Source organism: Streptomyces nidicola (genome assembly GCF_050106155.1).
Classification (GTDB): Bacteria; Actinomycetota; Actinomycetes; order Streptomycetales; family Streptomycetaceae; genus Streptomyces.
This window is the reverse complement of record NZ_JBNBPI010000001.1, coordinates 5,281,737-5,303,449: the sequence shown is the minus strand read 5'-3', so window position 1 is coordinate 5,303,449 and position 21,713 is coordinate 5,281,737. Positions and strand designations below refer to the sequence as shown.

The 21,713-nt window shown below is 70.9% G+C and carries 20 protein-coding genes; 11 read left to right on the top strand and 9 right to left on the bottom strand.

What is annotated here, in order from left to right; translation table 11 throughout:
• The first annotated feature begins 157 nt into the window (after window positions 1-157).
• The 6 genes from ACOKM3_RS24165 to mscL all read left to right on the top strand — a co-directional run bounded on the left by ACOKM3_RS24165 (window position 158) and on the right by mscL (window position 5,831).
• The gene (locus ACOKM3_RS24165) at window positions 158-1,660 is read left to right on the top strand and encodes a potassium/proton antiporter (protein WP_426906885.1); all 1,503 of its coding nucleotides are present in this window, start codon (window positions 158-160) and stop codon (window positions 1,658-1,660) included.
• A 233-nt stretch (window positions 1,661-1,893) separates the two neighbouring features.
• Window positions 1,894-3,186 (top strand): MFS transporter, encoded by a 1,293-nt coding sequence (locus tag ACOKM3_RS24160; protein WP_426903122.1) that lies wholly within the window; start codon window positions 1,894-1,896, stop codon window positions 3,184-3,186.
• Window positions 3,187-3,255: 69 nt separating this feature from the next.
• A complete protein-coding gene (locus ACOKM3_RS24155) occupies window positions 3,256-3,579 on the top strand; it encodes an FmdB family zinc ribbon protein (protein ID WP_426903121.1) in 324 nt (107 codons plus the stop codon).
• Window positions 3,580-3,659: 80 nt separating this feature from the next.
• Window positions 3,660-4,523, top strand: coding sequence for an S-methyl-5'-thioadenosine phosphorylase (locus ACOKM3_RS24150; protein ID WP_426903120.1), 864 nt, complete (start codon window positions 3,660-3,662; stop codon window positions 4,521-4,523).
• Between the two features lie 171 nt (window positions 4,524-4,694).
• Window positions 4,695-5,249: a hypothetical protein gene (locus tag ACOKM3_RS24145; RefSeq protein ID WP_426903119.1), complete on the top strand. Its 555-nt coding sequence runs from the start codon at window positions 4,695-4,697 to the stop codon at window positions 5,247-5,249.
• A gap of 117 nt (window positions 5,250-5,366) precedes the next feature.
• A complete protein-coding gene (gene mscL, locus ACOKM3_RS24140; protein WP_426903118.1) occupies window positions 5,367-5,831 on the top strand; it encodes a large conductance mechanosensitive channel protein MscL in 465 nt (154 codons plus the stop codon).
• A gap of 19 nt (window positions 5,832-5,850) precedes the next feature.
• Here mscL and ACOKM3_RS24135 read toward each other — a convergent pair whose 3' ends face one another.
• From ACOKM3_RS24135 to pflB, 3 genes are read right to left on the bottom strand one after another with little or no spacing between them, the layout of a single operon-like run.
• Window positions 5,851-6,036: a hypothetical protein gene (locus tag ACOKM3_RS24135; protein ID WP_426903117.1), complete on the bottom strand. Its 186-nt coding sequence runs from the start codon at window positions 6,034-6,036 to the stop codon at window positions 5,851-5,853.
• Window positions 6,037-6,058: 22 nt separating this feature from the next.
• Window positions 6,059-6,871 carry a pyruvate formate-lyase-activating protein gene (gene pflA, locus ACOKM3_RS24130; RefSeq protein WP_426903116.1) on the bottom strand — a complete coding sequence of 271 codons (813 nt, stop codon included), beginning with the start codon at window positions 6,869-6,871 and terminating at the stop codon, window positions 6,059-6,061.
• Between the two features lie 48 nt (window positions 6,872-6,919).
• On the bottom strand, window positions 6,920-9,190 hold the full coding sequence (gene pflB, locus ACOKM3_RS24125) for a formate C-acetyltransferase (protein ID WP_426903115.1): 2,271 nt from the start codon (window positions 9,188-9,190) through the stop codon (window positions 6,920-6,922).
• Window positions 9,191-9,491: 301 nt separating this feature from the next.
• Between pflB and ACOKM3_RS24120 the strand changes: the two genes are divergently transcribed.
• From ACOKM3_RS24120 to ACOKM3_RS24105, 4 genes are all read left to right on the top strand, one after another.
• Window positions 9,492-10,676: a low temperature requirement protein A gene (locus ACOKM3_RS24120; RefSeq protein ID WP_426903114.1), complete on the top strand. Its 1,185-nt coding sequence runs from the start codon at window positions 9,492-9,494 to the stop codon at window positions 10,674-10,676.
• Between the two features lie 51 nt (window positions 10,677-10,727).
• Window positions 10,728-11,876, top strand: a complete 1,149-nt coding sequence (locus tag ACOKM3_RS24115) for a P1 family peptidase (RefSeq protein ID WP_426903113.1) — start codon at window positions 10,728-10,730, stop codon at window positions 11,874-11,876.
• Between the two features lie 204 nt (window positions 11,877-12,080).
• Window positions 12,081-13,253, top strand: coding sequence for a L,D-transpeptidase (locus ACOKM3_RS24110; protein ID WP_426903112.1), 1,173 nt, complete (start codon window positions 12,081-12,083; stop codon window positions 13,251-13,253).
• Between the two features lie 195 nt (window positions 13,254-13,448).
• Complete coding sequence (locus tag ACOKM3_RS24105) at window positions 13,449-14,228, top strand: DUF6227 family protein (protein WP_426903111.1); 780 nt, start codon at window positions 13,449-13,451, stop codon at window positions 14,226-14,228.
• A gap of 36 nt (window positions 14,229-14,264) precedes the next feature.
• Here ACOKM3_RS24105 and ACOKM3_RS24100 read toward each other — a convergent pair whose 3' ends face one another.
• The 6 genes from ACOKM3_RS24100 to ACOKM3_RS24075 form a co-directional block, all read right to left on the bottom strand.
• Complete coding sequence (locus tag ACOKM3_RS24100; RefSeq protein ID WP_426903110.1) at window positions 14,265-14,513, bottom strand: hypothetical protein; 249 nt, start codon at window positions 14,511-14,513, stop codon at window positions 14,265-14,267.
• 118 nt (window positions 14,514-14,631) lie between these two features.
• Entirely contained in the window at window positions 14,632-16,674 is a 2,043-nt protein-coding gene (locus ACOKM3_RS24095; protein ID WP_426903109.1) for a PTS fructose transporter subunit IIABC, read from the bottom strand.
• Window positions 16,675-16,774: 100 nt separating this feature from the next.
• Window positions 16,775-17,722, bottom strand: coding sequence for a 1-phosphofructokinase (pfkB, locus tag ACOKM3_RS24090; RefSeq protein ID WP_426903108.1), 948 nt, complete (start codon window positions 17,720-17,722; stop codon window positions 16,775-16,777).
• A gap of 91 nt (window positions 17,723-17,813) precedes the next feature.
• Window positions 17,814-18,575, bottom strand: coding sequence for a DeoR/GlpR family DNA-binding transcription regulator (locus ACOKM3_RS24085; protein ID WP_426903107.1), 762 nt, complete (start codon window positions 18,573-18,575; stop codon window positions 17,814-17,816).
• Window positions 18,576-18,768: 193 nt separating this feature from the next.
• Complete coding sequence (locus ACOKM3_RS24080) at window positions 18,769-19,533, bottom strand: glucose 1-dehydrogenase (protein ID WP_426903106.1); 765 nt, start codon at window positions 19,531-19,533, stop codon at window positions 18,769-18,771.
• A gap of 68 nt (window positions 19,534-19,601) precedes the next feature.
• Window positions 19,602-20,309, bottom strand: coding sequence for a TetR family transcriptional regulator (locus tag ACOKM3_RS24075; RefSeq protein ID WP_426906884.1), 708 nt, complete (start codon window positions 20,307-20,309; stop codon window positions 19,602-19,604).
• Between the two features lie 60 nt (window positions 20,310-20,369).
• Here ACOKM3_RS24075 and ACOKM3_RS24070 point away from each other — a divergent pair, with 60 nt between their 5' ends.
• Window positions 20,370-21,695, top strand: coding sequence for an extracellular solute-binding protein (locus ACOKM3_RS24070; RefSeq protein ID WP_426903105.1), 1,326 nt, complete (start codon window positions 20,370-20,372; stop codon window positions 21,693-21,695).
• The last annotated feature ends 18 nt before the right edge of the window (window positions 21,696-21,713 follow it).

The window sequence follows — 21,713 nt, the reverse complement described above, 5'->3', positions numbered from 1 at the left end:
ACCTTACGAGCACTGCGGTACGGCTCCGGACGCGGAGTCGGGAAGCAGGGTTCTACGTAGAGCGGCGTGACCAATTCGGCATCAAGAAAGCGTTAACGATTAGGTAAGGTAACGAAGTAACTTCCCTGTCGCGTGTCCCTCCTGAAAGGAACAGCCCCTGACTGTCCACCAGCTCAACCAGCTCCTGCTCGTCGGCGCACTCGTGCTGCTCGTGGCGGTCGCCGCCGTGCGCATCTCCTCGCGCAGCGGACTGCCGAGCCTCCTGCTCTACCTCGGCATCGGCGTCGTGATGGGCCAGGACGGGATCGGCCACGTCGACTTCAGCAATGCCGAACTGACTCAGGTCATCGGCTACGCGGCACTCGTCGTGATCCTCGCCGAAGGCGGTCTGGGCACGAAGTGGAAGCAGATCAAACCCGCACTCCCGGCGGCCGCCGCCCTGTCACTCGTGGGCGTCGCGGTGAGCGTGGGGGTGACGGCAGCCGGAGCGCACTACCTGGTGGGCCTCGAATGGCGACAGGCACTCATCATCGGCGCGGTGGTCTCCTCCACGGACGCGGCGGCGGTTTTCTCCGTTCTACGTAGGGTGCCGCTTCCGGCGCGCGTGACCGGCGTACTGGAGGCGGAGTCCGGCTTCAACGACGCCCCTGTCGTCATCCTCGTCGTCGCGTTCTCCGCAGCAGGCCCCATAGAGCACTGGTACGTCCTCATCGGCGAGATCGCCCTGGAGCTCGCGATCGGCGCCGCCATCGGGCTCGCGGTCGGCTGGCTCGGCTCCTTCGGCCTGCGGCACGTGGCCCTGCCCGCCTCCGGCCTCTACCCGATCGCCGTCCTGGCCATCGCCACGTCCGCGTACGCCGCGGGCGCCATGGCCCACGGCAGCGGATTCCTCGCCGTCTACCTGGCCGCGATGGTGATGGGCAACGCCAAGCTGCCGCACTGGCCGGCCACCCGCGGCTTCGCCGAAGGGCTCGGCTGGATCGCGCAGATCGGCATGTTCGTCCTGCTCGGCCTGCTGGTGACCCCGCACGAACTGGCCGACGACATCGTGCCCGCGCTCCTCATCGGCCTGGTCCTCACGATGGTCGCGCGCCCCCTGTCGGTCGTCGTCAGCCTGGTGCCCTTCCGCATACCGTGGGCGGAGAAGGCCCTCATGTCGTGGGCCGGGCTGCGCGGCGCCGTGCCCATCATCCTGGCGACCATCCCGATGGTGACGGGCGTCGCCGACAGCCAGCGGATCTTCAACGTCGTCTTCGTCCTGGTCGTCGTCTACACCCTCATCCAGGGCCCCACGCTGCCGTGGCTCGCCGGGAAGCTGCGCCTGGCCGGGTCCTCCGACGCCGCCGACCTCGGCATCGAATCGGCGCCCCTGGAGCGGCTGCGCGGGCACCTGCTGTCCGTCTCCATCCCGCAGAACTCGCGGATGCACGGCGTGGAGGTCGGCGAACTGCGGCTGCCCAAGGGCGCCGCCGTCACGCTCGTCGTCCGCGACGGCACCTCCTCCGTGCCCGCCCCGACCACCGTGCTGCGCCGGGGCGACGAACTCCTGGTCGTCGCCACGGACCCGGTGCGGGACGCCGCGGAGGCGCGCCTGCGGGCCGTCGCCCTCGGCGGCAAGCTGGCCGGCTGGTTGGGTACCGCGGGCCCGGAAGCCCGTTAGCATGGATGCACAGACCAAGTACGACCGACTCTGCCTGACGTAGAGCCGGCGCGACCGCAAAGCGGCCGCGGTCCCCTTGCAGCATCGTGCTTCACAGCGCCCATCTGCTCGGCCCAGGGCCTCTCCTGGCGCGGACCGTAGGTATCACTCGGTTCCCGGCGCATGAGGACGGCTCTCGGCGCGCGCCCCTCGACCAGGAGCGCGCGCTACCAGGCGGCAGAAAGGCAAGGGCCGTGCCACAGAAGGACACGGTCACCGAACCCGGCAACCAGCGGGCCGAGCGCCCCGGCTACGGGCAGCTCCTGCGCACCCGCGGGGCCTGGACATTCCTGCTCCCCGGCTTCGCGGCGCGCCAGCCGTTCGCGATGCTCACGATCTCCATCGTGCTGCTCGTGCAGCACACCACCGGCTCCTACGGCACCGCGGGCGCGGTCTCCGCGACGACCGGTGTCGCCATGGCGCTCTTCGCGCCCTACAGCGGCAAGCTGGCCGACCGCTTCGGGCAGCGTGCCGTGCTGCTGCCCGGCGTGCTCGTGCACTCCGCGGCCGGGCTCACGCTCACCGTGCTCGCCCTGTCCGGGGCGCCCACATGGGCGCTGTTCCTGGCCACCGTGCCCACGGGTGCCTCGACCCCACAGATCGGGCCCATGGTCCGCTCCCGCTGGGGCGTGAAGCTTCAGGGTTCGCCCCTGATGCAGACGGCCGCCGCCTTCGAGTCGGTCACCGACGAGTTCACGTTCGTGCTCGGCCCACTGTTCGCGACGGCCCTGTGCACCGGCATCGACCCGGCCGCGGGCCTGATCACCGAGGCGGCGCTCACGCTCGTCGGCGGCCTCCTGTTCGCCGCCCAGAAGGGCACCCAGCCGCCCGTGGCCGGCCTGGAGGGGCACGCGCGCGTGCAGCACGCCTCCGCGCTCCGCGTGCCCGGTGTGCGCGTCCTGATCGTCACGTTCCTCGGCATCGGCTCCGTCTTCGGCGGCATGCAGGTCTCGCTCGCCGCGTACACCGAGTCGATCGGCGAGCCCGGCCTCAACGGCGTCCTCTACGGGATCTTCGCCGCCGGCAACATGCTCTCGGGCCTCGTCTGCGGCGCCATCGCGTGGAAGATCTCCCCGCAGCGCCGGCTCCTCGTCGGCTACACGGCCCTCGCCGTCATGGCCTCGGGGCTGTGGGCGGCGCAGTCCGTGGTGCTGCTCGCCGGGCTCGGCCTGCTGGTCGGCGTGTGCATCGCGCCGTCCCTGATCACGGGCTACACGCTGGTCGAGAAGATCGTCCCCGCGGGCTCCCGCACCGAGGCCTTCACCTGGCTGACCGGGGCGGTCGCGCTCGGCCAGGCGGCCGCCGTGACGGTGTCCGGACAGCTGGAGGACCGCTTCTGGGACGGCGCCGGATTCCTCGTCCCGATGGGCGGCACGGTGCTCGCCCTGGTGGTCATGTTCCTGCTGCGCTCGCGGCTCGCGCCGCCCTCGACGGGACGGACCGTGGCACGTGGTGTGGGTCACCGCGAGCCCGTGGCAGTGGACTGATCCCGCGGAATAGGTCACTATGGATCGTCGTTAGCACTCATCGAGTGAGAGTGCCAGGAGGAAGACACAGTGCCGACTTACCAGTACCAGTGCACCGAGTGCGGCGAGGGCCTCGAGGCGGTGCAGAAGTTCACCGATGACGCCCTGACCGAGTGCCCCAGCTGCAACGGCCGCCTCAAGAAGGTGTTCTCGGCCGTCGGCATCGTCTTCAAGGGCTCCGGCTTCTACCGCAACGACAGCCGCGGCTCCTCGTCGAGCAGCAGCCCGGCGTCGTCCTCGAAGTCGTCGACCGAGTCGAAGTCCTCGGACTCGAAGCCCGCGGAGTCGAAGTCGTCCTCGGACTCGAAGTCCTCGACGTCGACCTCGACCTCTTCGACGTCCTCCGCCGCGTAAGCAGCTCAATTCTTACGAGACCCTGTCGTCATCCGACGACGGGGTCTTCGGCGTTCCCGGTGTGACTACTGTGCTGATCCATGGGGACCAACGCGAGCAACGTGAACACAAGCGCCGGTGCCGGGATCGGCGTGATCGGCGGCTCCGGCTTCTACTCCTTCCTGGACGACGTGACCGAGGTCCAGGTGGACACGCCCTACGGACCGCCGAGCGACTCGCTCTTCCTCGGTGAGGTGGCGGGACGCCGGGTCGCCTTCCTGCCCCGGCACGGCCGCGGCCACCATCTGCCGCCGCACCGCATCAACTACCGCGCCAATATGTGGGCGTTGCGCTCCGTGGGGGTGCGCCAGGTCCTCGGCCCGTGCGCGGTGGGCGGCCTGCGGCCCGAGTACGGGCCGGGAACGCTGCTCGTGCCCGACCAGTTCGTGGACCGTACGAAGTCGCGGGCGCAGACCTACTTCGACGGGCATCCGCTCCCGGACGGGACCGTGCCGAACGTCGTGCACGTCTCGCCCGCCGACCCCTACTGCCCCGCGGGGCGCAGGGTCGCGGTGAAGGCGGCGCGCGGCAAGGGCTGGGAACCGGTGGACGGCGGGACGCTCGTGGTGGTCGAGGGACCGCGGTTCTCCACCCGCGCCGAGTCGCGGTGGCATGCCGCCATGGGCTGGTCGGTGGTCGGCATGACCGGGCACCCGGAGGCGATGCTCGCCCGTGAACTGGAGCTCTGCTACACGTCGTTGACCCTCGTCACGGATCTGGACGCGGGCGCGGAGAGCGGCGAGGGCGTCTCGCACGACGAGGTGCTCCAGGTGTTCGCGGCCAACGTGGACCGGCTGCGGACCGTGCTGTTCGACGCGGTGGCGGGGCTGCCGGCGGACGCGGAGCGGGACTGCGCGTGCGCCGGGGCGCTGGGCGGGATGGATCCGGGTTTCCGGCTGCCGTGATCCTGCCGAGAGGGCGCCGGGAGGCCTGAATTCCCCATTCGGGTGAGGGAGTTGTCCACAACCGCTCGGTAGTGCACGGGCTCCGGCGGGATGTGGCGCGGAGGCGGAACGTGGTCGGCGAGACGGGCGCGGTGCCCGTCCGGCCCGACCGATCCGCAGGCGGTGGCGACTGTGTCCGCATCTGTTCCCCTCCCGTACCAGCTCAGCATTCCCCCGACGTCCGAGGTGCCGCCCTTCCCTCCCGTGCACGTACGCGGCGCGCGGTGGCGGCCGGGGCGCGCGGGCAGGCGCCGACACCGGCCGGCCGTGGCGGCGGGGCTCGTCCTGACCGCGGCGGCGCTGGCGGTCGCGGTGCCGTCGTCCGGGGCGGGAGGCGGGCCCGAGCCCCCGCACGCGGAACCGGGTGGGCGGGCGGCCTCGTCCGCCGCGCCGGTGTCGGCGCCTGTGCGGATCGCGGACGCGGGGGCGGTGCGACTGCTGCGACCGGGCGACCGGGTCGACGTGGTGGCGGCGCGGGCGGACGGCGGGCCGGGGGTGCGGGTGCTCGCGTCCGGCGCGCGCGTGGCGTCCGTGCCGAAGCCGAGGCCAACTCTCGGTCAAGGCGGCGATATCGGCGAAACCTCGACGACGGGCGGGGCGTTGGTGGTGCTGACGGTGGAACGCGCGACCGCGGTGCGGCTCGCGGGCGCCGGAGCCGCCTCTAGGTTGGCGGTGACGGTGTGGTGACGTATATCTCCTCAAGTCCCCCGATCGAGCTACCGAATTGGACAAGTCTGACCCGAACTGTCGTAGGTTGCGGAAGCGTTTGCTCCACTACCTGGACATGTGAAGAGAGGCCTTCTGGTGAGCGAGAACAACGGGCCGAGCCTGTGGGAAGGCTTCAAGGCCTTCCTCATGCGCGGGAATGTGATCGACCTCGCGGTCGCCGTGGTCATCGGCGCCGCATTCACCAACATCGTGAACGCGGTGGTGGAAGGGGTCATCAACCCGATCGTCGGAGCGTTCGGGACGCAGGACCTGAACAAGTACGCGTACTGCCTGAAGGGCACGTGCGAAGCCGGCAGCGACGACAGCATTCAGATCATGTGGGGCACTGTCCTCAGTGCCGCCATCAGCTTCCTGATCACGGCCGCCGTCGTGTACTTCCTGATGGTGCTGCCGATGGCCAAGTACCTCGCCCGGCAGGCCGCGAAGAAGGCCGAGAAGGAAGGCACCCAGGAGGTGCTGGAGGTCTCCGAGCTGGAGGTGCTCAAGGAGATCCGCGACGCGCTCGTGGCGCAGCGCGGCTCGGGGCACACCGAGCCCTAGCAGGGCTCGCCGCGGCCCTTCAGATGTGGTGGGGCGGCTTCTCGTCGAGGAAGCGGGCCAGGTCGGCGGCGCTGTTGTCGCCGGCTGTCGGCCGCTCGCCCCAGCCGCGGTCCGTGTCGTCGGAGGACTGCACCGTCAGCGGATCGTCGAAGATCAGCGCGGCCTTGGGGGCGCGCTTCTTGGGGTCGGGGGCGGGGGTGCTCATGGCTCCAGGGTACGTCGCCGGGTCAGACGGCCGTGAGGCCGTGGGACTCGAAGATCGCCTTCGCGGAGGCGACCTGCTCGGGGGTGGGCGAGGGAGTGTCGTGCAGCGTGAAGGTCTTGCCGAGCGCCTGCCACTTCGCCTCGCCGAGCTTGTGGAAGGGCAGCACGTCGACCCGGGAGACGTTGCCGAGGGAGCCCGCGAAGGCGGCGACGCCCTCGATGTTGCCGGGGTCGTCGGTCAGCCCCGGGACGAGCACGAAGCGCACCCACACGTTCTTGCCGAGGTCGGCGAGACGGTGCGCGAAGTCGAGGGTGGGCTGAAGCGGGCGCCCGGTGACGTGCTTGTAGGTGGCGCGATCCCAGGACTTGATGTCGAGCAGCACGAGGTCCACGTCGCGCAGCAGGGCGTCGGTGGCGCGTACGCCGAGGAAGCCCGAGGTGTCGAGGGCGGTGTGCAGGCCCAGCTCGTGCTTGAAGCGGTGCAGCAGCTCACCGGCGAAGACCGGCTGGAGCAGCGGTTCGCCGCCGCTGATGGTGGCGCCGCCGCCCGCGGCCTCGATGAACCGGGTGTACTTGGCGGCTTCGGCGACGATCGCGTCGGCCGCGGTGCGCTTGCCGCCCCGCATCTTCCAGGTGTCGGGGTTGTGGCAGTACAGGCAGGTCAGCGGGCAGCCGGAGAGGAACGTCACGAAGCGGCTGCCCGGCCCGTCGACGCCGGTCGACAGGTCCCAGGAGTGCACCGAGCCCTCGATGGGGCGGTGGGTCGCGGCGGCGGCCGGGGTGGCGGCCTCGTTCGCGCCGAGGTCACTCGCGGTCCGGGGGAGCAGCACGGTCATGGCGTTCCTCCTCGTGTCCTTCGGGGTGTCTCGGTCGCAAGGACCGGCTCAGAGGGAGCCGTGGAAGGTGCGGTTGATGACGTCCAGCTGCTGCTCGCGCGTCAGGCGGACGAAGTTCACCGCGTACCCGGAGACCCGGATGGTCAGCTGCGGGTAGTTCTCCGGGTGCTCCATGGCGTCCTTGAGCGTCGCCTTGTCGAGGACGTTGACGTTCATGTGGAAGCCGTCGCTGGCCATGAAGCCGTCGAGCACGCCGGACAGGTTGCCGATCCGCTCTCCGGGGGTGCGGCCCAGGGCGTCCGGGGTGATCGTGTTGGTCAGCGAGATGCCGTCCTCGGCGTCGTCGTAGGGCAGCTTCGCGACCGACAGGGCGGAGGCGATGTAGCCGTGCTCGTCGCGCCCGTTCATCGGGTTGGCGCCGGGGGCGAAGGGGGTGCCGGCGCGGCGGCCGTCCGGGGTGTTGCCGGTCTTCTTGCCGTAGACGACGTTCGAGGTGATCGTGAGCACCGACTGGGTGTGCACGGCGTTCCGGTAGGTCGGGTGCTTGCGGACCTTCTCCATGAAGCCGTGGACGATGCGCTGGGCGATCTCGTCGGCGCGGTCGTCGTTGTTGCCGTAGGCCGGGTAGTCGCCCTCGATCTCGTAGTCGACGGCGAGGCCGGTCTCATCACGGATGACCTTGACGTTCGCGTGCTTGATGGCCGAGAGGGAGTCCGCGGCGACCGAGAGACCGGCGATGCCGCAGGCCATGGTGCGCAGGATCTCCTGGTCGTGCAGGGCCATCTCGATGCGCTCGTAGGCGTACTTGTCGTGCATGTAGTGGATGACGTTGAGCGCGTGGACGTACGTCTTCGCCAGCCAGTCGAGCATCGCGTCGTACTGCCGGGCGACCGTCTCGTAGTCGAGGTACTCGCCCTCGATGGGTTCGAAGCCCTCGACGACCTGCTTGCCGGACTTCTCGTCGCGGCCGCCGTTGATCGCGTAGAGGAGCGCCTTGGCGACGTTCACGCGGGCGCCGAAGAACTGCATCTGCTTGCCGACGGCCATCGCGGAGACGCAGCAGGCGATCGCGGTGTCGTCGCCGTACTTGGGGCGCATCAGTTCGTCGGACTCGAACTGGATGGCCGAGGTGTCGATGGCGACCTGGGAGGCGAAGTCCTTGAAGCCGCGCGGCAGTTCACGCGACCAGAAGACCGTCAGGTTCGGCTCGGGGGCCGGGCCGAGGTTGTAGAGGGTCTGAAGCGCGCGGAAGGTGGTGCGCGAGACGAGCGGTCGGCCGTCCTCGCCGATGCCGGCCATCGACCAGGTGACCCAGGTGGGGTCGCCGGAGTAGAGGTCGTTGTACTCGGGGGTGCGCAGGAAGCGGACGATGCGGAGCTTGATGACGAAGTCGTCGATGAACTCCTGGGCCTCGGACTCGGTGATCCGGCCGGCCTCGATGTCGCGCTGGAGGTAGATGTCGAGGAAGTTGTCGATGCGGCCGATCGACATGGCCGCGCCGTTCTGCTCCTTCACGGCGGCGAGGTAGGCGAAGTACAGCCACTGGACGGCCTCGCGGCCGGTGCGGGCCGGGCCCGAGATGTCGTAGCCGTACGACATGGCCATGGCCTTGAGCTCGTTCAGCGCCTTGATCTGCTCGGAGATCTCCTCGCGGTCGCGGATGACGTGCTCGGTGGGCCACTCGGCGGCCAGCTTGTCCTTGTCGGCCTGCTTGGCGGCGATGAGGCGGTCGACGCCGTAGAGGGCGACGCGACGGTAGTCGCCGATGATGCGGCCGCGGCCGTAGGCGTCCGGGAGGCCGGTGATGATGCCGGAGGAGCGGCAGGCGCGGATCTCGGGGGTGTAGGCGTCGAAGACCCCCTCGTTGTGGGTCTTGCGCAGGTGGGTGTAGATCTCGCGGACCTCGGGGTCGGCCTCGTAGCCGTACGCGTTGAGGGCGCCCTCGACCATCCGCCAGCCGCCGTTGGGCATGATCGCGCGCTTCAGCGGGGCATCGGTCTGGAGGCCCACGATGAGGTCGGTGTGATCGGCGGGCGTGCCGTCTATGTAGCCGGGCCGGAAGGCGTCGATACGGGACGGGGTCTGCACGTCGACGTCGTGGACGCCGCGCTCGATCTCCGCCGGGAACATCCCAAGGAGCTTGTCCCACACGGCGGTTGTACGTTCGGTCGGTCCCGTGAGGAAGGAGCCGTCACCCTCGTAGGGGGTGTAGTTCTGCTGGACGAAGTCGCGGACGTCGACGGCGTCCCGCCACAGCCCTCCCTTGAAGCCGTCCCAGGCCTCGCCGTGCGTCGTCTTTTCCGCGGGAGTGGCAGTCATCTGCGGCACCTTCCCCATCTCTTCGACCAGTGGGTTGCTACGTGTTCATTGCACTCCTGCGGGGCTCGCCGGAGGGGCGGCAATGGTCCTGAGTTCAGGACCGTAGGGCCCTACTTCGGGCCGAAATCCGCTGGCACACCCTGGGTGACCTGGGGTTTCTTCCGGGACTTTCGCCCCATGTTCGCTTGTGAACACATTCACAAGAAATGTGCCGGATTTCCGTGGTACCGAAGGCCGCCGCGCACGTGTGGACTGCGTGCCGATTCCCCCACGGCGCGGCCCGATCTGCTGGGGTGGGCGCATGACGTCCACGCCAGACAAGCGCTCCCCCATCCGCCGCATGGTCGAGAGGGGGCGCGACGAGGAACATCGGGCCGCTTCACCACTGGAGCTGTTCTTCGACCTGTGCTTCGTCGTCGCCGTCGCGCAGGGCGGGGCGGAGCTGGTGCACGCGGTCGCGGAGGGGCACTCGGGCGCCGGCGTGATCGACTACGCGCGCGTCTTCTTCGCGATCTGGTGGGCGTGGATGAACTTCACCTGGTTCGCCTCCGCCTACGACAACGACGACGCGCTCTACCGACTGATCACACTCGTCCAGATCGCGGGCGTGCTGGTGCTCGCGGCCGGGGTCTCGCAGGCGTTCGCGCACGACAACTACATGGTGGTCTGGCTCGGCTACCTGATCATGCGGGTCGCCATGGCCACGCACTGGCTGCGCGCCGCCGCCTCCACCACGGGGGCCGAGCGCCGGGTGGCACTGCGGTACGCGGGCGGGGTGCTCGCCTGTCAGGTCGGCTGGCTGGCGCTGCTGTTCACGCCCAAGGCGGCGCAGGGCTGGGTGTTCCTGGCGATGGCGATCCTGGAGATGTGCGTACCGGTGTACGCGGAGCGGGACCGGCAGACGTCCTGGCACCCGCACCACATCGCCGAGCGCTACGGCCTGTTCACGATCATCGTGCTCGGCGAGTCGATCGCCGCGGCGACGGTCGCCGTGAAGTCGGGCATCGAGGAGAACGACGCGCTCGGCGAGCTCCTGCCGATCGCGGCCGGCGGCCTCCTCGTGGTCTTCGCCGCCTGGTGGATCTACTTCGCGGTGCCGATCCACGACCGGCTGCGCAGCAACCGGCAGGCGTTCGTGTGGGGCTACGGCCACTTCTTCATCCTCGCCTCGGCGGCGTCGATCGGCGCGGGCATCGAGGTCGCCGTCGAGCAGGCGGTGGGCGAGGCACACATCTCCACGACCGCGGCCTCCGCCGCCGTGACGGTCCCGTCCGCGGTGTTCCTGCTGCTGGTGTGGGCGCTGCACTCGCGGTACTTCAAGGTGGGCGCCGCGCAGCAACTGGCGTTGCCGGTCAGTGCGTTGCTGGTGCTCCTGTGCACGTTCGCGGGGCACTGGGCGGTGCTTTCGGCGGGGATCGTCGCGGCGCTCACGGTGGTGGTCGGGGTGACGCTGTCCTCGCGGACGGCCGAGGCGCAGCCCGCCTGACGGGGACCGGCCGCCCCGGGCGGGCGCCAACTCCCGTGGTAGGCATGGCACATGACGACACGCAACGATGCCCTCACCGACGTCCCCGGCCTGCGCGTCGGACACGCCACCCGTGTCGGGGACGGATTCCTGACCGGTACGACGGTCGTGCTCGCCCCGGAAGGCGGCGCGGTCACCGCCGTGGACGTGCGCGGAGGTGGCCCCGGCACCCGGGAGACCGACGCGCTGGACCCGCGCAACCTCGTGCAGCGGATCGAGGCGGTCGTGCTCACGGGCGGCAGCGCGTTCGGGCTCGACTCGGCGTCGGGCGTGATGGCGTGGCTGGAGGACCAGGGGCGCGGGGTCCCGGCCGGCGCCCGCCCCGGGGAGGTCGTGCCGGTGGTGCCGGCGGCGTGCGTGTTCGACCTCGGCCGGGGCGGCGACTGGCGGGCCCGGCCGGACGCGGCGTTGGGCCGCGCCGCGGTCGAGGCCGCCGCGGCGACGGAGCCCGGCTCCCCCGTCCAGGAGGGCAACATCGGCGCGGGCACCGGCACGCTCGTCGGGAAGCTGCGCGGCGGCATCGGCACCGCGTCCACGGTCCTCGACTCCGGGATCACGGTCGCCGCCCTGGTCGTCGCGAACGCCGCGGGCTCCGCCGTGGACCCGGCCACCGGGGCGCTGTACGGCGAGTTCTTCACGGGGCGCGGACCGGTGACGTACCCGACGCCGGAGGCGCACGAGGCGGCGGGGAAGCGGTTGGCGGAGGCGGCCGCGGCGAACGGGGCGGGACCGCTGGAGGGCGCGGGGTCGCCGGACGGGGCGCGGGGCGGTACGCGGGACGGTGCGCGGGGCGATACAGGGGCCGACGCGCGGGGCGGCGCCGCGGCTCCCGCCGACCCGGCGCCCCTCAACACCACCCTCGCCCTCGTCGCCACCGACGCCGACCTCACCCGCGCCCAGGCGCAGAAGGTCGCCGGTACCGCGCACGACGGAATCGCGCGGGCCGTACGCCCCGTGCATCTGCTCAACGACGGGGACACGGTGTTCGCGCTCGCCACCGGGGAGCGCCCGCTCGACGCCGCGAACCCCCTTGCCCTCAACGAGATCCTCGCGGCGGGCGCGGACCTCGTGACGCGGGCGATCGTGCGGGCCGTGCGCACGGCGGAGTCCGTATCGGCCGGCGGCCGCACCCACCTCTCGTACAGCGACCTCTACTCGTAGAGCGACCTCTACCGGCCCCCGTAGAGCGACCTCTGCGGGGGCCGGCCCGACGCCGTGTAACAGAGATCCACCGCCGCGTAACAGAACTGTCCCTGTGGCTGCGTTCACAACAAGCGGACGGAACCCCTCCGGCTGCCTCGCGCTCTTCCCTCACATCGGTAGAGAAGCAGCGGAACAGCAGAATCCACGAAAAAGGAGCAGACCGTGAGCAGGCAGAACATAGCCGTCGTGTGCGCGGCCATCGCCGTCGGCGCACTGACCCTCACGGCCTGCGGCGGCGACGCCACCGCCGACAACAAGAACAACGACGCCCCGAAGATCACCATCTCCGCCAAGGACGGTTCGACCGGCGCGTCGATCAACGCGACGGGCGTGAAGGTCAGCGACGGCAAGCTGACCACCGTGAAGATGACCGAGTCGGCGAGCGGCAAGACCGTGCCCGGCACGATCGTGAAGAACGGCGCGGCGTGGAAGCCGAAGGAGCAGCTGGAGCGCGGCACGAAGTACCGGATCTCCGCGTCCGCCAAGGACGACAGCGGACAGAAGGCCGCCGCCAACTCCATCTTCACGACGGTCTCCAGCGCCAACAGCTTCATCGGCACGTACACGCCGGACGACGGGTCGACGGTCGGGGTCGGGATGCCGGTCTCGTTCACGTTCGACAAGGCGATCACCAACAAGAAGGACGTGCAGTCGCACATCACGGTGACGTCCAGCGGCGGCCAGAAGGTCGTCGGCCACTGGTTCGGCGCGCAGCGCCTGGACTTCAGGCCCCAGGAGTACTGGAAGGCCGGCTCCAAGGTCACCATGAAGATCGACCTCGACGGCGTCGAAGGGGCGAACGGGGTGCACGGCGTGCAGGACAAGACCGTGACGTTCACCGTCGGCCGCTCGCAGGTCTCCACGGTCGACGCGAACACGCAGGAGATGACGGTCGTCCGCGACGGCAAGACGATCAAGACGGTCCCCGTCTCGACCGGAAGCAACGCACACCCGACGTACAACGGGCAGATGGTGATCTCGGAGAAGTTCGTGCAGACGCGCATGAACGGCGACACGGTCGGCTTCGGCGGCGAGTACGACATCGCGGACGTGCCGCACGCGATGCGCCTGTCCCAGTCCGGGACGTTCATCCACGGCAACTACTGGAGCTCGCCGGGCATCTTCGGCTCCCAGGGCACCAGCCACGGCTGCGTCGGCATGCGGGACGTGAAGGGCGCGGGCGGCGACACGACCGCCAAGTGGTTCTTCGACAACTCACTGGTCGGCGACGTCGTGGTCATGAAGAACTCGCACGACGAGACGATCGCCCCCGACAACGGCCTCAACGGCTGGAACATGGCGTGGAGCCAGTGGACGGCCGGCAGCGCCGCCTGACACACAGGCACTCCCACCGACACACACGCACTCTCACCGACACGGGCCGCGCGGGAACCCGCCGCGCGGCCCACGCGTTGTCCAGGCACGTTGCTCAAATCCCGCCCCCCGTTTGTCATTTCACGGACATGATGTCCGAGCGAAGGACTACGGTATGCACCCACGAGGTGACACGAAGCAATACTGGGAGGTGCCTTGAGCGTTCCGCATGATTCCGAGCCCAACGTCGGGTTCGGCACCGAGCCGGACGCGTCACCCGAAGCGCAGCTCGGGCGACTCCTCGGGCGCGCGCTCAACTCCTTCGACCTGCCCGACGAGACGCTGGAGCGGCTCGACGGCGCGCTCGCGTACGCGGGCTCCCTGCACTCGGCGCACCACAGCGGCGGCCGCCACCGCGAGACGTACCGGCACAACTGGCTGCTGGTCGACGGCGGCTCGCTCACCCTCTGGGAACTCGTGCACAACACGGGGCGGGACGGCACACCGCAGCACGAGGTCTACGTGTCCGAGGACGAGCTGCACCTGGCGACGGGACGGCTCCCGCTCCCCCAGGAGGCCGAGCCGGAGTTCGACCTCCACGTCCCCATGACCCCCGTCAAGCTCCCCCCGGCCCCGCCGATGCGCCACGCCTTCGGCGCCGGCGACCCGGAGCGCTCCGTCGACCACGCGCGCCGTCTGTTACGCCGCGCGGAGAACCCGGACGTCACGACGCGACCGGGCCCCGGCACGGCGCGACTGCTGCGGGAGGCGTGCGCGCACCAGATCACGCAGGCCTTCGGCTGCCGCGTCAGCCACGGATTCGCGCTGTACGAGCACGCGTTCCTGCTGCACGACGGCTGCGAACTCAGCCTCTGGGAGGTCGAGCACACGGCGACGCCGGACGGCCGGCACATGTGCGAGGTCTACGCGACGCAGGAGGCGGCGCGGGCCGCAATGGACCACCGAGCGGCATCGTCCCCACGGGCCCGGCGGTAACCCTCCCCGGGACTCCCGGAGAGGGCGCCCCCCGGCCTACCGGCGGCTGAACTCCCGTACAAGGCCTGCGAACGCGTCCTGCTCGTCGGCCGTCAGCGGCACCGACTCCAGCGCGGGCGCCCGCGACTGCGTCGGCAGCGCGCCCATCGGCAGCTGCGTCCGCGGCCGCGGCGGACCGAAAGCGACGGCGCGCGCCAGGCGGGCCAGTCCGATCACCCATGCCACGGCCGCGAGAGCGACCAGCGCCAGGCCCAGCTGCTGAAGGATCGACACGTGCTCAGGCATGCGTTCCAGTGAACACCACAGTCCGGGACTTTGGTCCCGGACCGTGACGTATCTCGCAAGGCTCCTAACGCCCCGCCAACCATGCCAACCGCACCAATCTCACCAACCGCGGCAAGCCTCACACCTTCGCGGGCTGCACCGCCTCGGGCTCGGCGACGGTCACCGTCTGCGACGGAGCCTGCACGGCCTCCGGCTGCCCGGCGGCGGCCGGCTGCTTGCGCATCGACTTGAGCAGGACGGTCAGCGCCGCGGTGACGCACGTACCGGCAGCGATCGCCACCAGGTACAGCCAGGCGTTGCCGATGAGCGGGACCACGAAGATGCCGCCGTGCGGGGCGCGCAGCGTGGCGTCGAAGGCCATCGACAGGGCGCCGGTCACCGCGCCGCCCGCCATGGAGGCGGGAATCACTCGCAGCGGGTCGGCCGCGGCGAACGGGATGGCGCCCTCGGTGATGAAGGAGGCGCCGAGGACCCAGGCCGCCTTGCCGTTCTCCCTCTCGGTCTTGGTGAAGAGCTTGCCGCGCACGGTGGTGGCGAGCGCCATCGCCAGCGGGGGCACCATGCCGGCGGCCATCACCGCGGCCATCACCTTGAGCGAGCCGTCAGTGGGGTTGGCGAGACCGCCGACCGCGAAGGCGTAGGCAACTTTATTGAGCGGGCCGCCCAGGTCGAAGCACATCATCAGGCCGAGGATGACGCCGAGGACGATCGCGTTGGCACCGGACAGGGAGTTCAGCCAGTCCGTCAGAGCGCTCTGCAGCGAGGCGATCGGCTTGCCGATCACCACGAACATCAGGAAGCCGACGACGATCGAGGAGAGCAGCGGGATCACGACCACCGGCATGATGCCGCGCAGCACCGCCGGGACGTTCACCTTCTGGATCGCCATGACCACGGCGCCCGCGATGAGACCGCCGATCAGGCCGCCGAGGAAGCCCGCGTTGGTGGTCACCGCGATCGAACCGGCGACGAAGCCGGGCACGAGTCCCGGCCGGTCCGCCATGCCGTACGCGATGTAGCCGGCGAGGACCGGGACCAGGAAGGCGAAGGCGGCCTGGCCGGTGTAGAAGAGGAGCGCGGCCCAGCTGGTCGTCGAGCCCCAGTCGAAGCTGTTGAGCAGCGTCTGGACCTTGACGTCGGCGACCTCGTAGCCACCGATCGCGAAGCCGAGCGCGATCAGCAGACCCCCCGCCGCCACGAACGGCACCATGTAACTGACGCCCGACATCAGCCACTTGCGGAGCTTTGTGCCGTAACCGTCCGTGGAGTCGCCGGAGTTGTCCACAGGTGTGGATGACGCGTCGGCGTGGCCCGTGGTCTCGCCGCGAGCCGCCTTCTCCCGGACCTCGGTGATGAGTTCGGCGGGGCGGTTGATGCCGGCCTTCACGCCGACGTCGACCGTAGGCTTTCCGGCGAAGCGTTCCTTCTCGCGTACGGGGACGTCGTGGGCGAAGATCACGCCGTCGGCGGCCGCGATGACGGCCGGGTCGAGGCGCGTGAAGCCGGAGGAGCCCTGCGTTTCGACGACGAGTTCGACGCCGTCGGTGTCACGGCCGGTGTTCTCCAGGGACTCGGCCGCCATGTAGGTGTGGGCGATGCCGGTGGGGCAGGAGGTGACCGCGACGATCTTGAACGTTTCTGCCGCCGCGGGCTGCTCCGGCTCCACGGGCTCCGGAGCCGGGGACTCGGCCTCTTCTGCCGCTACGGGTTCCGGGGCCGGCTCGTCGCCGCGTATCAGCGCCGCCGCTGCCCCGGCGTCGGTCGCCGCGCGCAGGGCCGACTTGAAGTCCTCGTCCATCAGCTGGCGGGCCAGCGAGGAGAGGATCGTGAGGTGGGCGTCGTCCGCGCCCGCCGGGGCCGCGATCAGGAAGATCAGGTCGGCGGGGCCGTCCGGGGCGCCGAAGTCGATGCCCTCGGCGCTGCGGCCGAAGGCGAGCGTCGGCTCGGTGACGTGCTCGCTGCGGCAGTGCGGGATGCCGATGCCGCCGTCCAGGCCGGTCGGCATCTGGGCCTCGCGGGCCGCGACGTCGGCGAGGAAGCCGTCGAGGTCGGTGACCCTGCCGAGGGCCACCATGCGTTCGGCCAGCGACCTGGCCGCCGCTTCCTTCGTTCCGGCGGACAGGTCGAGGTCGACCAGGTCCGCGGTGATCATCTCCGTCATCGCGGGCTCCTTTGCCTACGCATGGGTGGGGTGGGTGGTGGGGCGACCACACCGGTGGCTACTGGGGTGGTTTTTCGGTGGTGTGCGGGTGTGGACGGCGTCATCGCGTGGGCTCCTTCAAGGGGCGGTCCACCGGGACCTCTGCCGTCAGTTCCACCGCGTCCGGGCGGAGGTCCCGCGGCGTCGGCATCGCGCTGCCCGGCAGCTGGACCGCCGCCGCGCCGTGGGCGACCGCCGAGGCCAGTGCCTTCGGGCCCTCGCCGCCCGCGATCAGGAAGCCGGCGAGGGAGGAGTCGCCGGCCCCGACGTTGCTGCGCACCGCGTCGACGGGGGCCGAGGCGAACCAGGCGCCGCTCGCGTCGACCAGGATCTGGCCGTCCGCGCCGAGCGAGGCGAGCACGGCGACCGCGCCCAACTCCCGTAGTTCCTCCGCCGCCTTGACCGCGTCGCCGACCGTGGCGAGCGGGCGGCCGACAGCCTCCGCGAGCTCCTCGGCGTTGGGCTTCACGACGTCCGGGCGTTCACGGAGCGCCGCGAGGAGCGCGGGACCCGAGGTGTCGAGCGCGATGCGGGCGCCCGCGGCGTGCGCGCGGGCCACCAACGCCGCGTACCAGGACGGCTCCAGGCCGCGCGGCAGGCTGCCGCAGCAGGCGATCCAGTCGGCGCCCGCCGACCGCTCCCCTACGACCGTCAGGAGCAACTCGGCTTCTGCCGCGGTCAGTTCGGGGCCCGGGGCGTTGATCTTCGTGAGGGTGCCGTCCGCTTCCGCGAGTGCGATGTTCGAGCGGGTGTGGCCCTCGACCGGGACCGGGGCGACCTTGATGCCCTGTCCGTCGAGGAGTTCGGCGACCAGGGCGCCCGGTGCGCCGCCCAGCGGGAGGACGGCCAGCGTGGGGGCTCCGGCGGCGGCCACGGCCCGTGACACGTTGACTCCCTTGCCGCCCGGATCCATGCGCTCGCCGCTCGCGCGGACGACCTCGCCGCGGTCGAGGCCGGGGACCTCGTAGGTGCGGTCGAGGGAGGGGTTGGGGGTGACGGTGAGGATCATGCCGGGGTCGCCGCTTCCGTTGCTTGCACTGCTTGCGTACGAATGGTGCTGGTGGGGCCGGTACTGACGGGGTCGGTGCTGGTTCTTGGGGTCATACGCGGAGCACCTCCGTGCCGCCCGCCTCGATCGCCGCCGCGTCCTCGGGGGCGAGGCCGGTGTCCGTGATCAGCAGGTCAACGTCCGCGAGGTCGCCGAACCGGGCGAAGTGCTCCTGGCCCCACTTGCCGGAGTCGGCGAGCAGCACGACGCGACGGGCCGCGGCGACGGTCGCCCGCTTCACGGACGCCTCTGCGAGGTCGGGCGTGGTGAGTCCGGCCTCGGCGGAGAAGCCGTTGGCCGCGAGGAAGAGGACGTCCGCGCGGATCTCCCCGTACGCGCGCAGCGACCAGGCGTCGACGGCGGCGCGGGTGCGGTGCCGGATGCGGCCGCCGACGAGGTGGAGCTGGATGCCGGGGTGGTCGGCGAGCCGGGCCGCGGTGGGCAACGAGTGGGTGACCACGGTCAGTTCGGACTCCAGCGGCAACGCGGTCGCCAGCCGCGAAACCGTCGATCCGGCGTCCAGGATCACGCTGCCCTCGGCCGGCAGCTCGGCGAGCGCGGCGTGGGCGATGCGGTCCTTCTCGTCGGCCGCGGTGCCCTCGCGCTCGGCGAGGTCGGGTTCGAAGTCGAGGCGGCCGGCCGGGATGGCGCCGCCGTGCACGCGCCGGACGAGGCCCGCACGGTCGAGGGCCTTCAGGTCGCGCCGGATAGTCTCGGCGGTGACCTGGAACTCCTCGGCCAGCGACAGCACGTCGACCCGTCCGCCGTCGCGGGCGAGGCGGAGGATCTCCTGCTGGCGCTCGGGTGCGTACATGTCCGGTTACCTGTGTCCTCTTCTGCGAGCGTGCCCGAATCTGTGGCTCTGATGTGAGGCTACGGCCGCATTTCCAGAAAGTAAACAGGTTCGGGCATCCGGCAGACACAAACGGGCATCCGTTCCGATGCGTACACACCACAGGGCCCGGCCCTCCAGCGAGGAGGGCCGGGCCCTGTGCGGACTGCGGGGGCTACTGCCCCATCACGTACTTCACCGTCGGACCCGTGGTCCAGCCGCCGTCCACGGCCAGCTCCGCGCCCGTCACGTACGAGGAGTCGTCCGACAGCAGGAACACCACCGCCTTCGCGATCTCGCCGGCCTCGCCGACGCGGCCCATCGGGGTGTTCGGGTAGTTCCCCTCGCCCTGCTGGATGCCGACCTGCGCGGTCATCGGGGTGTACGTCATGCCGGGGTGTACGGAGTTCACGCGGATCCGCGCGGTGCCCTGCTCGACCGCCGCGATCTTGGTGAGCCCGCGCACGCCCCACTTCGAGGCGCCGTACGAGGAGGTGAGCGCGAGGCCCATCAGTCCGGCCGCGGAGGAGATGTTGACGATGGAGCCGCCGCCGGCCTCCTTCATCGCGGGGACGACGGTCTTCATGCCCGCGAAGACTCCGACGAGGTTGACGTCGAGGACCTGGCGGAAGCGTTCCACGCTCTCCGTCTCGAAGGGCATGCCGGTGGAGATCCCGGCGTTGTTGACCAGGCCGTCGATGCCGCCGAACTCGGCGGTGGCGTAGGCGAGCGCGGCCTGCCACTCGTCCTCCGACGTGACGTCGAGGTGGGTGTAGCGGGCCTTGGCGCCGAGTTCGGTGGCGAGGGCCTCGCCTTCGTCGTCGAGTACGTCGCCGATGACGATGGCGGCGCCGGCGGTGATGGCGAGGCGGGCGATGTCGGCGCCTATGCCGCGGGCTCCGCCGGTGACCAGGATCGTCTTGCCGGTGAGGTTGTTCATGTTCGGCTCCCTTTTTGGTTGCGGCCCCCGTGGCCTACGACTCGGGGCTCCGCCCCGGACCCCGCGCCTCAATCGCCGGCGGGGCTGGAAAGATCGGGGCTCCGCCCCGGACCCCGCGGGCTCTCGTCCAAGAGCGGGGCTTGAAGTGCCCCCGCCTCTATCGCCGGAAGGCCCGACCGGGTCAGGCACTCCAGTGCCAGTGCTGCCGGGCCCCCCGGGCCCGTGGGCGGGGCGTCCGAGCGCGCCCACGTCTCCACTGCCACCCGTACCGCCGTGGTCGCCAGCCCGGCGAGCAGGCGCAGGCGCAGGTCCGGGGCGCCCGTTTCGCCCGTGCGGTCCGCCAGCACCGTGAGCAGGGTCGACTCCGAGACGCGGCAGGTGTCGGCCCACACCGCGCGCAGCGCCGGGCTCTCGTCGGTGAGGCGGAGCAGGGCGCGGACCCAGAGGAGCGTGGCCTCGTCGTCCCCGGAGAGCGCGCGCTCGACCGCGTGCCGCAGCGCGGCGGGGACCGGCAGGTCGGCGGGCGCCACGCGGACCGCTTCCGCCCACTGGTGGGCCCCGGCGTCGAGGAGCGGTGCGACCGACTCTTCCTTGGTCGCGAAGTAGCGGTAGAAGGTGCGCGGCGCGACGCCCGCCGCCCGCGCGATGTCCTCGGCGCGCGTGGCCCGCAGGCCGTCCCGCGTGAACAGTTCGGCCGCGGCACGGGCGATGTCCAGGCGCGTGGCGGCCTTGCGTCGCTCCGTGAGGGTCGGGCTCGTCATCACAGCACCTGCCATACCTGCCATGCGTGCATGGTATGTCTCTGTGGCACAATCTGCCACCACCGAGTAATGATCATGCCAAGCAGGGGTCATGGCGAGCGGAGCGAGGCGAGAGCAGTGCGGCGGCGGCACTTTCTGAGGACGACGGGCCTGGCCGGAGCAGGGGCGGCGGGCGCCCTGGCCCTGACCGGCTGCGGTTCGGGCGACGGGAGCGCCGACGGCGGCAAGGTCACGCTCGGCCTCCTCGTGGCCAGCTACGACAAGAGCGTCGGCGCCTCCATCGGCGACCAGTGGGACGACGTCGTGCGGGCCTTCGAGAAGAAGCACCCGGACATCCACGTCGAGGTGGAGCGCGTCCCGTTCCTGAAGATCGACGCCGTCCTCGCCCGCCGCGTCAAGGACGGCCGCGCCCCCGACGTCGCGCAGGGCCACCTCTTCGCCCCGTACGCCGAGGACCACCTGCTCTACCCGGCGGAGCGCCTCTTCGACGTACCGACGCAGGCGAACTTCATCCGCTCGTTCGCCGACGCGGGCCGGGTCGACTCCGGGCAGTACGGCATTCCGATCCTCGCCAGCACCCCGCGCCTCTTCTACAACACGGGCCTCTTCGAGCGGGCCGGGCTCGCGGGCCCGCCCCGCTCCTGGGCCGAACTCCGCGCCGCAGCACAGGCGTTGAAGGCCATCGGGATCCCCACCCCGTACGCCCTGCAGTTCGGCCCCGAGGCCGCGGAGGACGAACTGCTCGCGTGGCTGCTCTCGGGCGGCGGCGGTTACGCGGATCTCGGCGGGTACGACTTCGGCTCCGCCGAGAACAAGGCGACGCTGACCTGGCTGCGCGACGAACTGGTCGGACCCGGCCTCGCGGGCGCCGCCCCGGGCGAGCTCACCAGGACGCAGGCGTACGCCCAGTTCCTCCGTGGGAGGGTCGGCATGCTCATCGCCCACCCGGTGCTGCTCGGCGCCGCGGACAAGGCCCGACTGCCGTACGCGCACGCCCCGTTCCCGCTCAAGGAGGGGAACGAGGCGGCGCCCCCGGTGGGGCTCAACGACTGGATGATGGCGTTCAGGAGCGGCGGCCATGTGGAGGAGGCCGGGAAGTTCCTGACGTTCCTGTTCGGCACCGGCTCCGCGAAGACGTACGGCGGCGCGCAGGCCACGCTGCCGGTGACCGTGACGGCCTCCGACGAGCTGCGGGCCGACCGTTCGCAGCGGAAGCTGTGGAAGTTCGTCGACCAGATGCCGGACGCGGAGTTCCACCCGGTGGGCCTGCGCTCCTGGCCCAAGGTGCGCTCAGCGGTCCGCGAGCGGATCGGCGGGGCGGTTGCTCCCGGCGGCAACCCGGCACAGGTCCTGGAGGCCCTGGACCAGGTCAGCCCTTATATAAGCCCCGCCGGCGATTGAGGCGCGGGGTCCGGGGCA

Coding starts and splice junctions, on each gene's coding strand:
- ACOKM3_RS24085 (WP_426903107.1), bottom strand. CDS start 18,575: ATGTACGCACCCGAGCGCCAGCAGGAGATCCTCCGCCTCGCCCGCGAC.
- ACOKM3_RS24080 (WP_426903106.1), bottom strand. CDS start 19,533: ATGAACAACCTCACCGGCAAGACGATCCTGGTCACCGGCGGAGCCCGC.
- ACOKM3_RS24075 (WP_426906884.1), bottom strand. CDS start 20,309: ATGGCAGGTGCTGTGATGACGAGCCCGACCCTCACGGAGCGACGCAAG.
- ACOKM3_RS24070 (WP_426903105.1), top strand. CDS start 20,370: ATGCCAAGCAGGGGTCATGGCGAGCGGAGCGAGGCGAGAGCAGTGCGG.
- pflA (WP_426903116.1), bottom strand. CDS start 6,871: ATGACCGTGCTGCTCCCCCGGACCGCGAGTGACCTCGGCGCGAACGAG.
- ACOKM3_RS24120 (WP_426903114.1), top strand. CDS start 9,492: ATGACGTCCACGCCAGACAAGCGCTCCCCCATCCGCCGCATGGTCGAG.
- pflB (WP_426903115.1), bottom strand. CDS start 9,190: ATGACTGCCACTCCCGCGGAAAAGACGACGCACGGCGAGGCCTGGGAC.
- ACOKM3_RS24095 (WP_426903109.1), bottom strand. CDS start 16,674: ATGACGGAGATGATCACCGCGGACCTGGTCGACCTCGACCTGTCCGCC.
- ACOKM3_RS24135 (WP_426903117.1), bottom strand. CDS start 6,036: ATGAGCACCCCCGCCCCCGACCCCAAGAAGCGCGCCCCCAAGGCCGCG.
- ACOKM3_RS24115 (WP_426903113.1), top strand. CDS start 10,728: ATGACGACACGCAACGATGCCCTCACCGACGTCCCCGGCCTGCGCGTC.
- pfkB (WP_426903108.1), bottom strand. CDS start 17,722: ATGATCCTCACCGTCACCCCCAACCCCTCCCTCGACCGCACCTACGAG.
- ACOKM3_RS24100 (WP_426903110.1), bottom strand. CDS start 14,513: ATGCCTGAGCACGTGTCGATCCTTCAGCAGCTGGGCCTGGCGCTGGTC.
- ACOKM3_RS24150 (WP_426903120.1), top strand. CDS start 3,660: ATGGGGACCAACGCGAGCAACGTGAACACAAGCGCCGGTGCCGGGATC.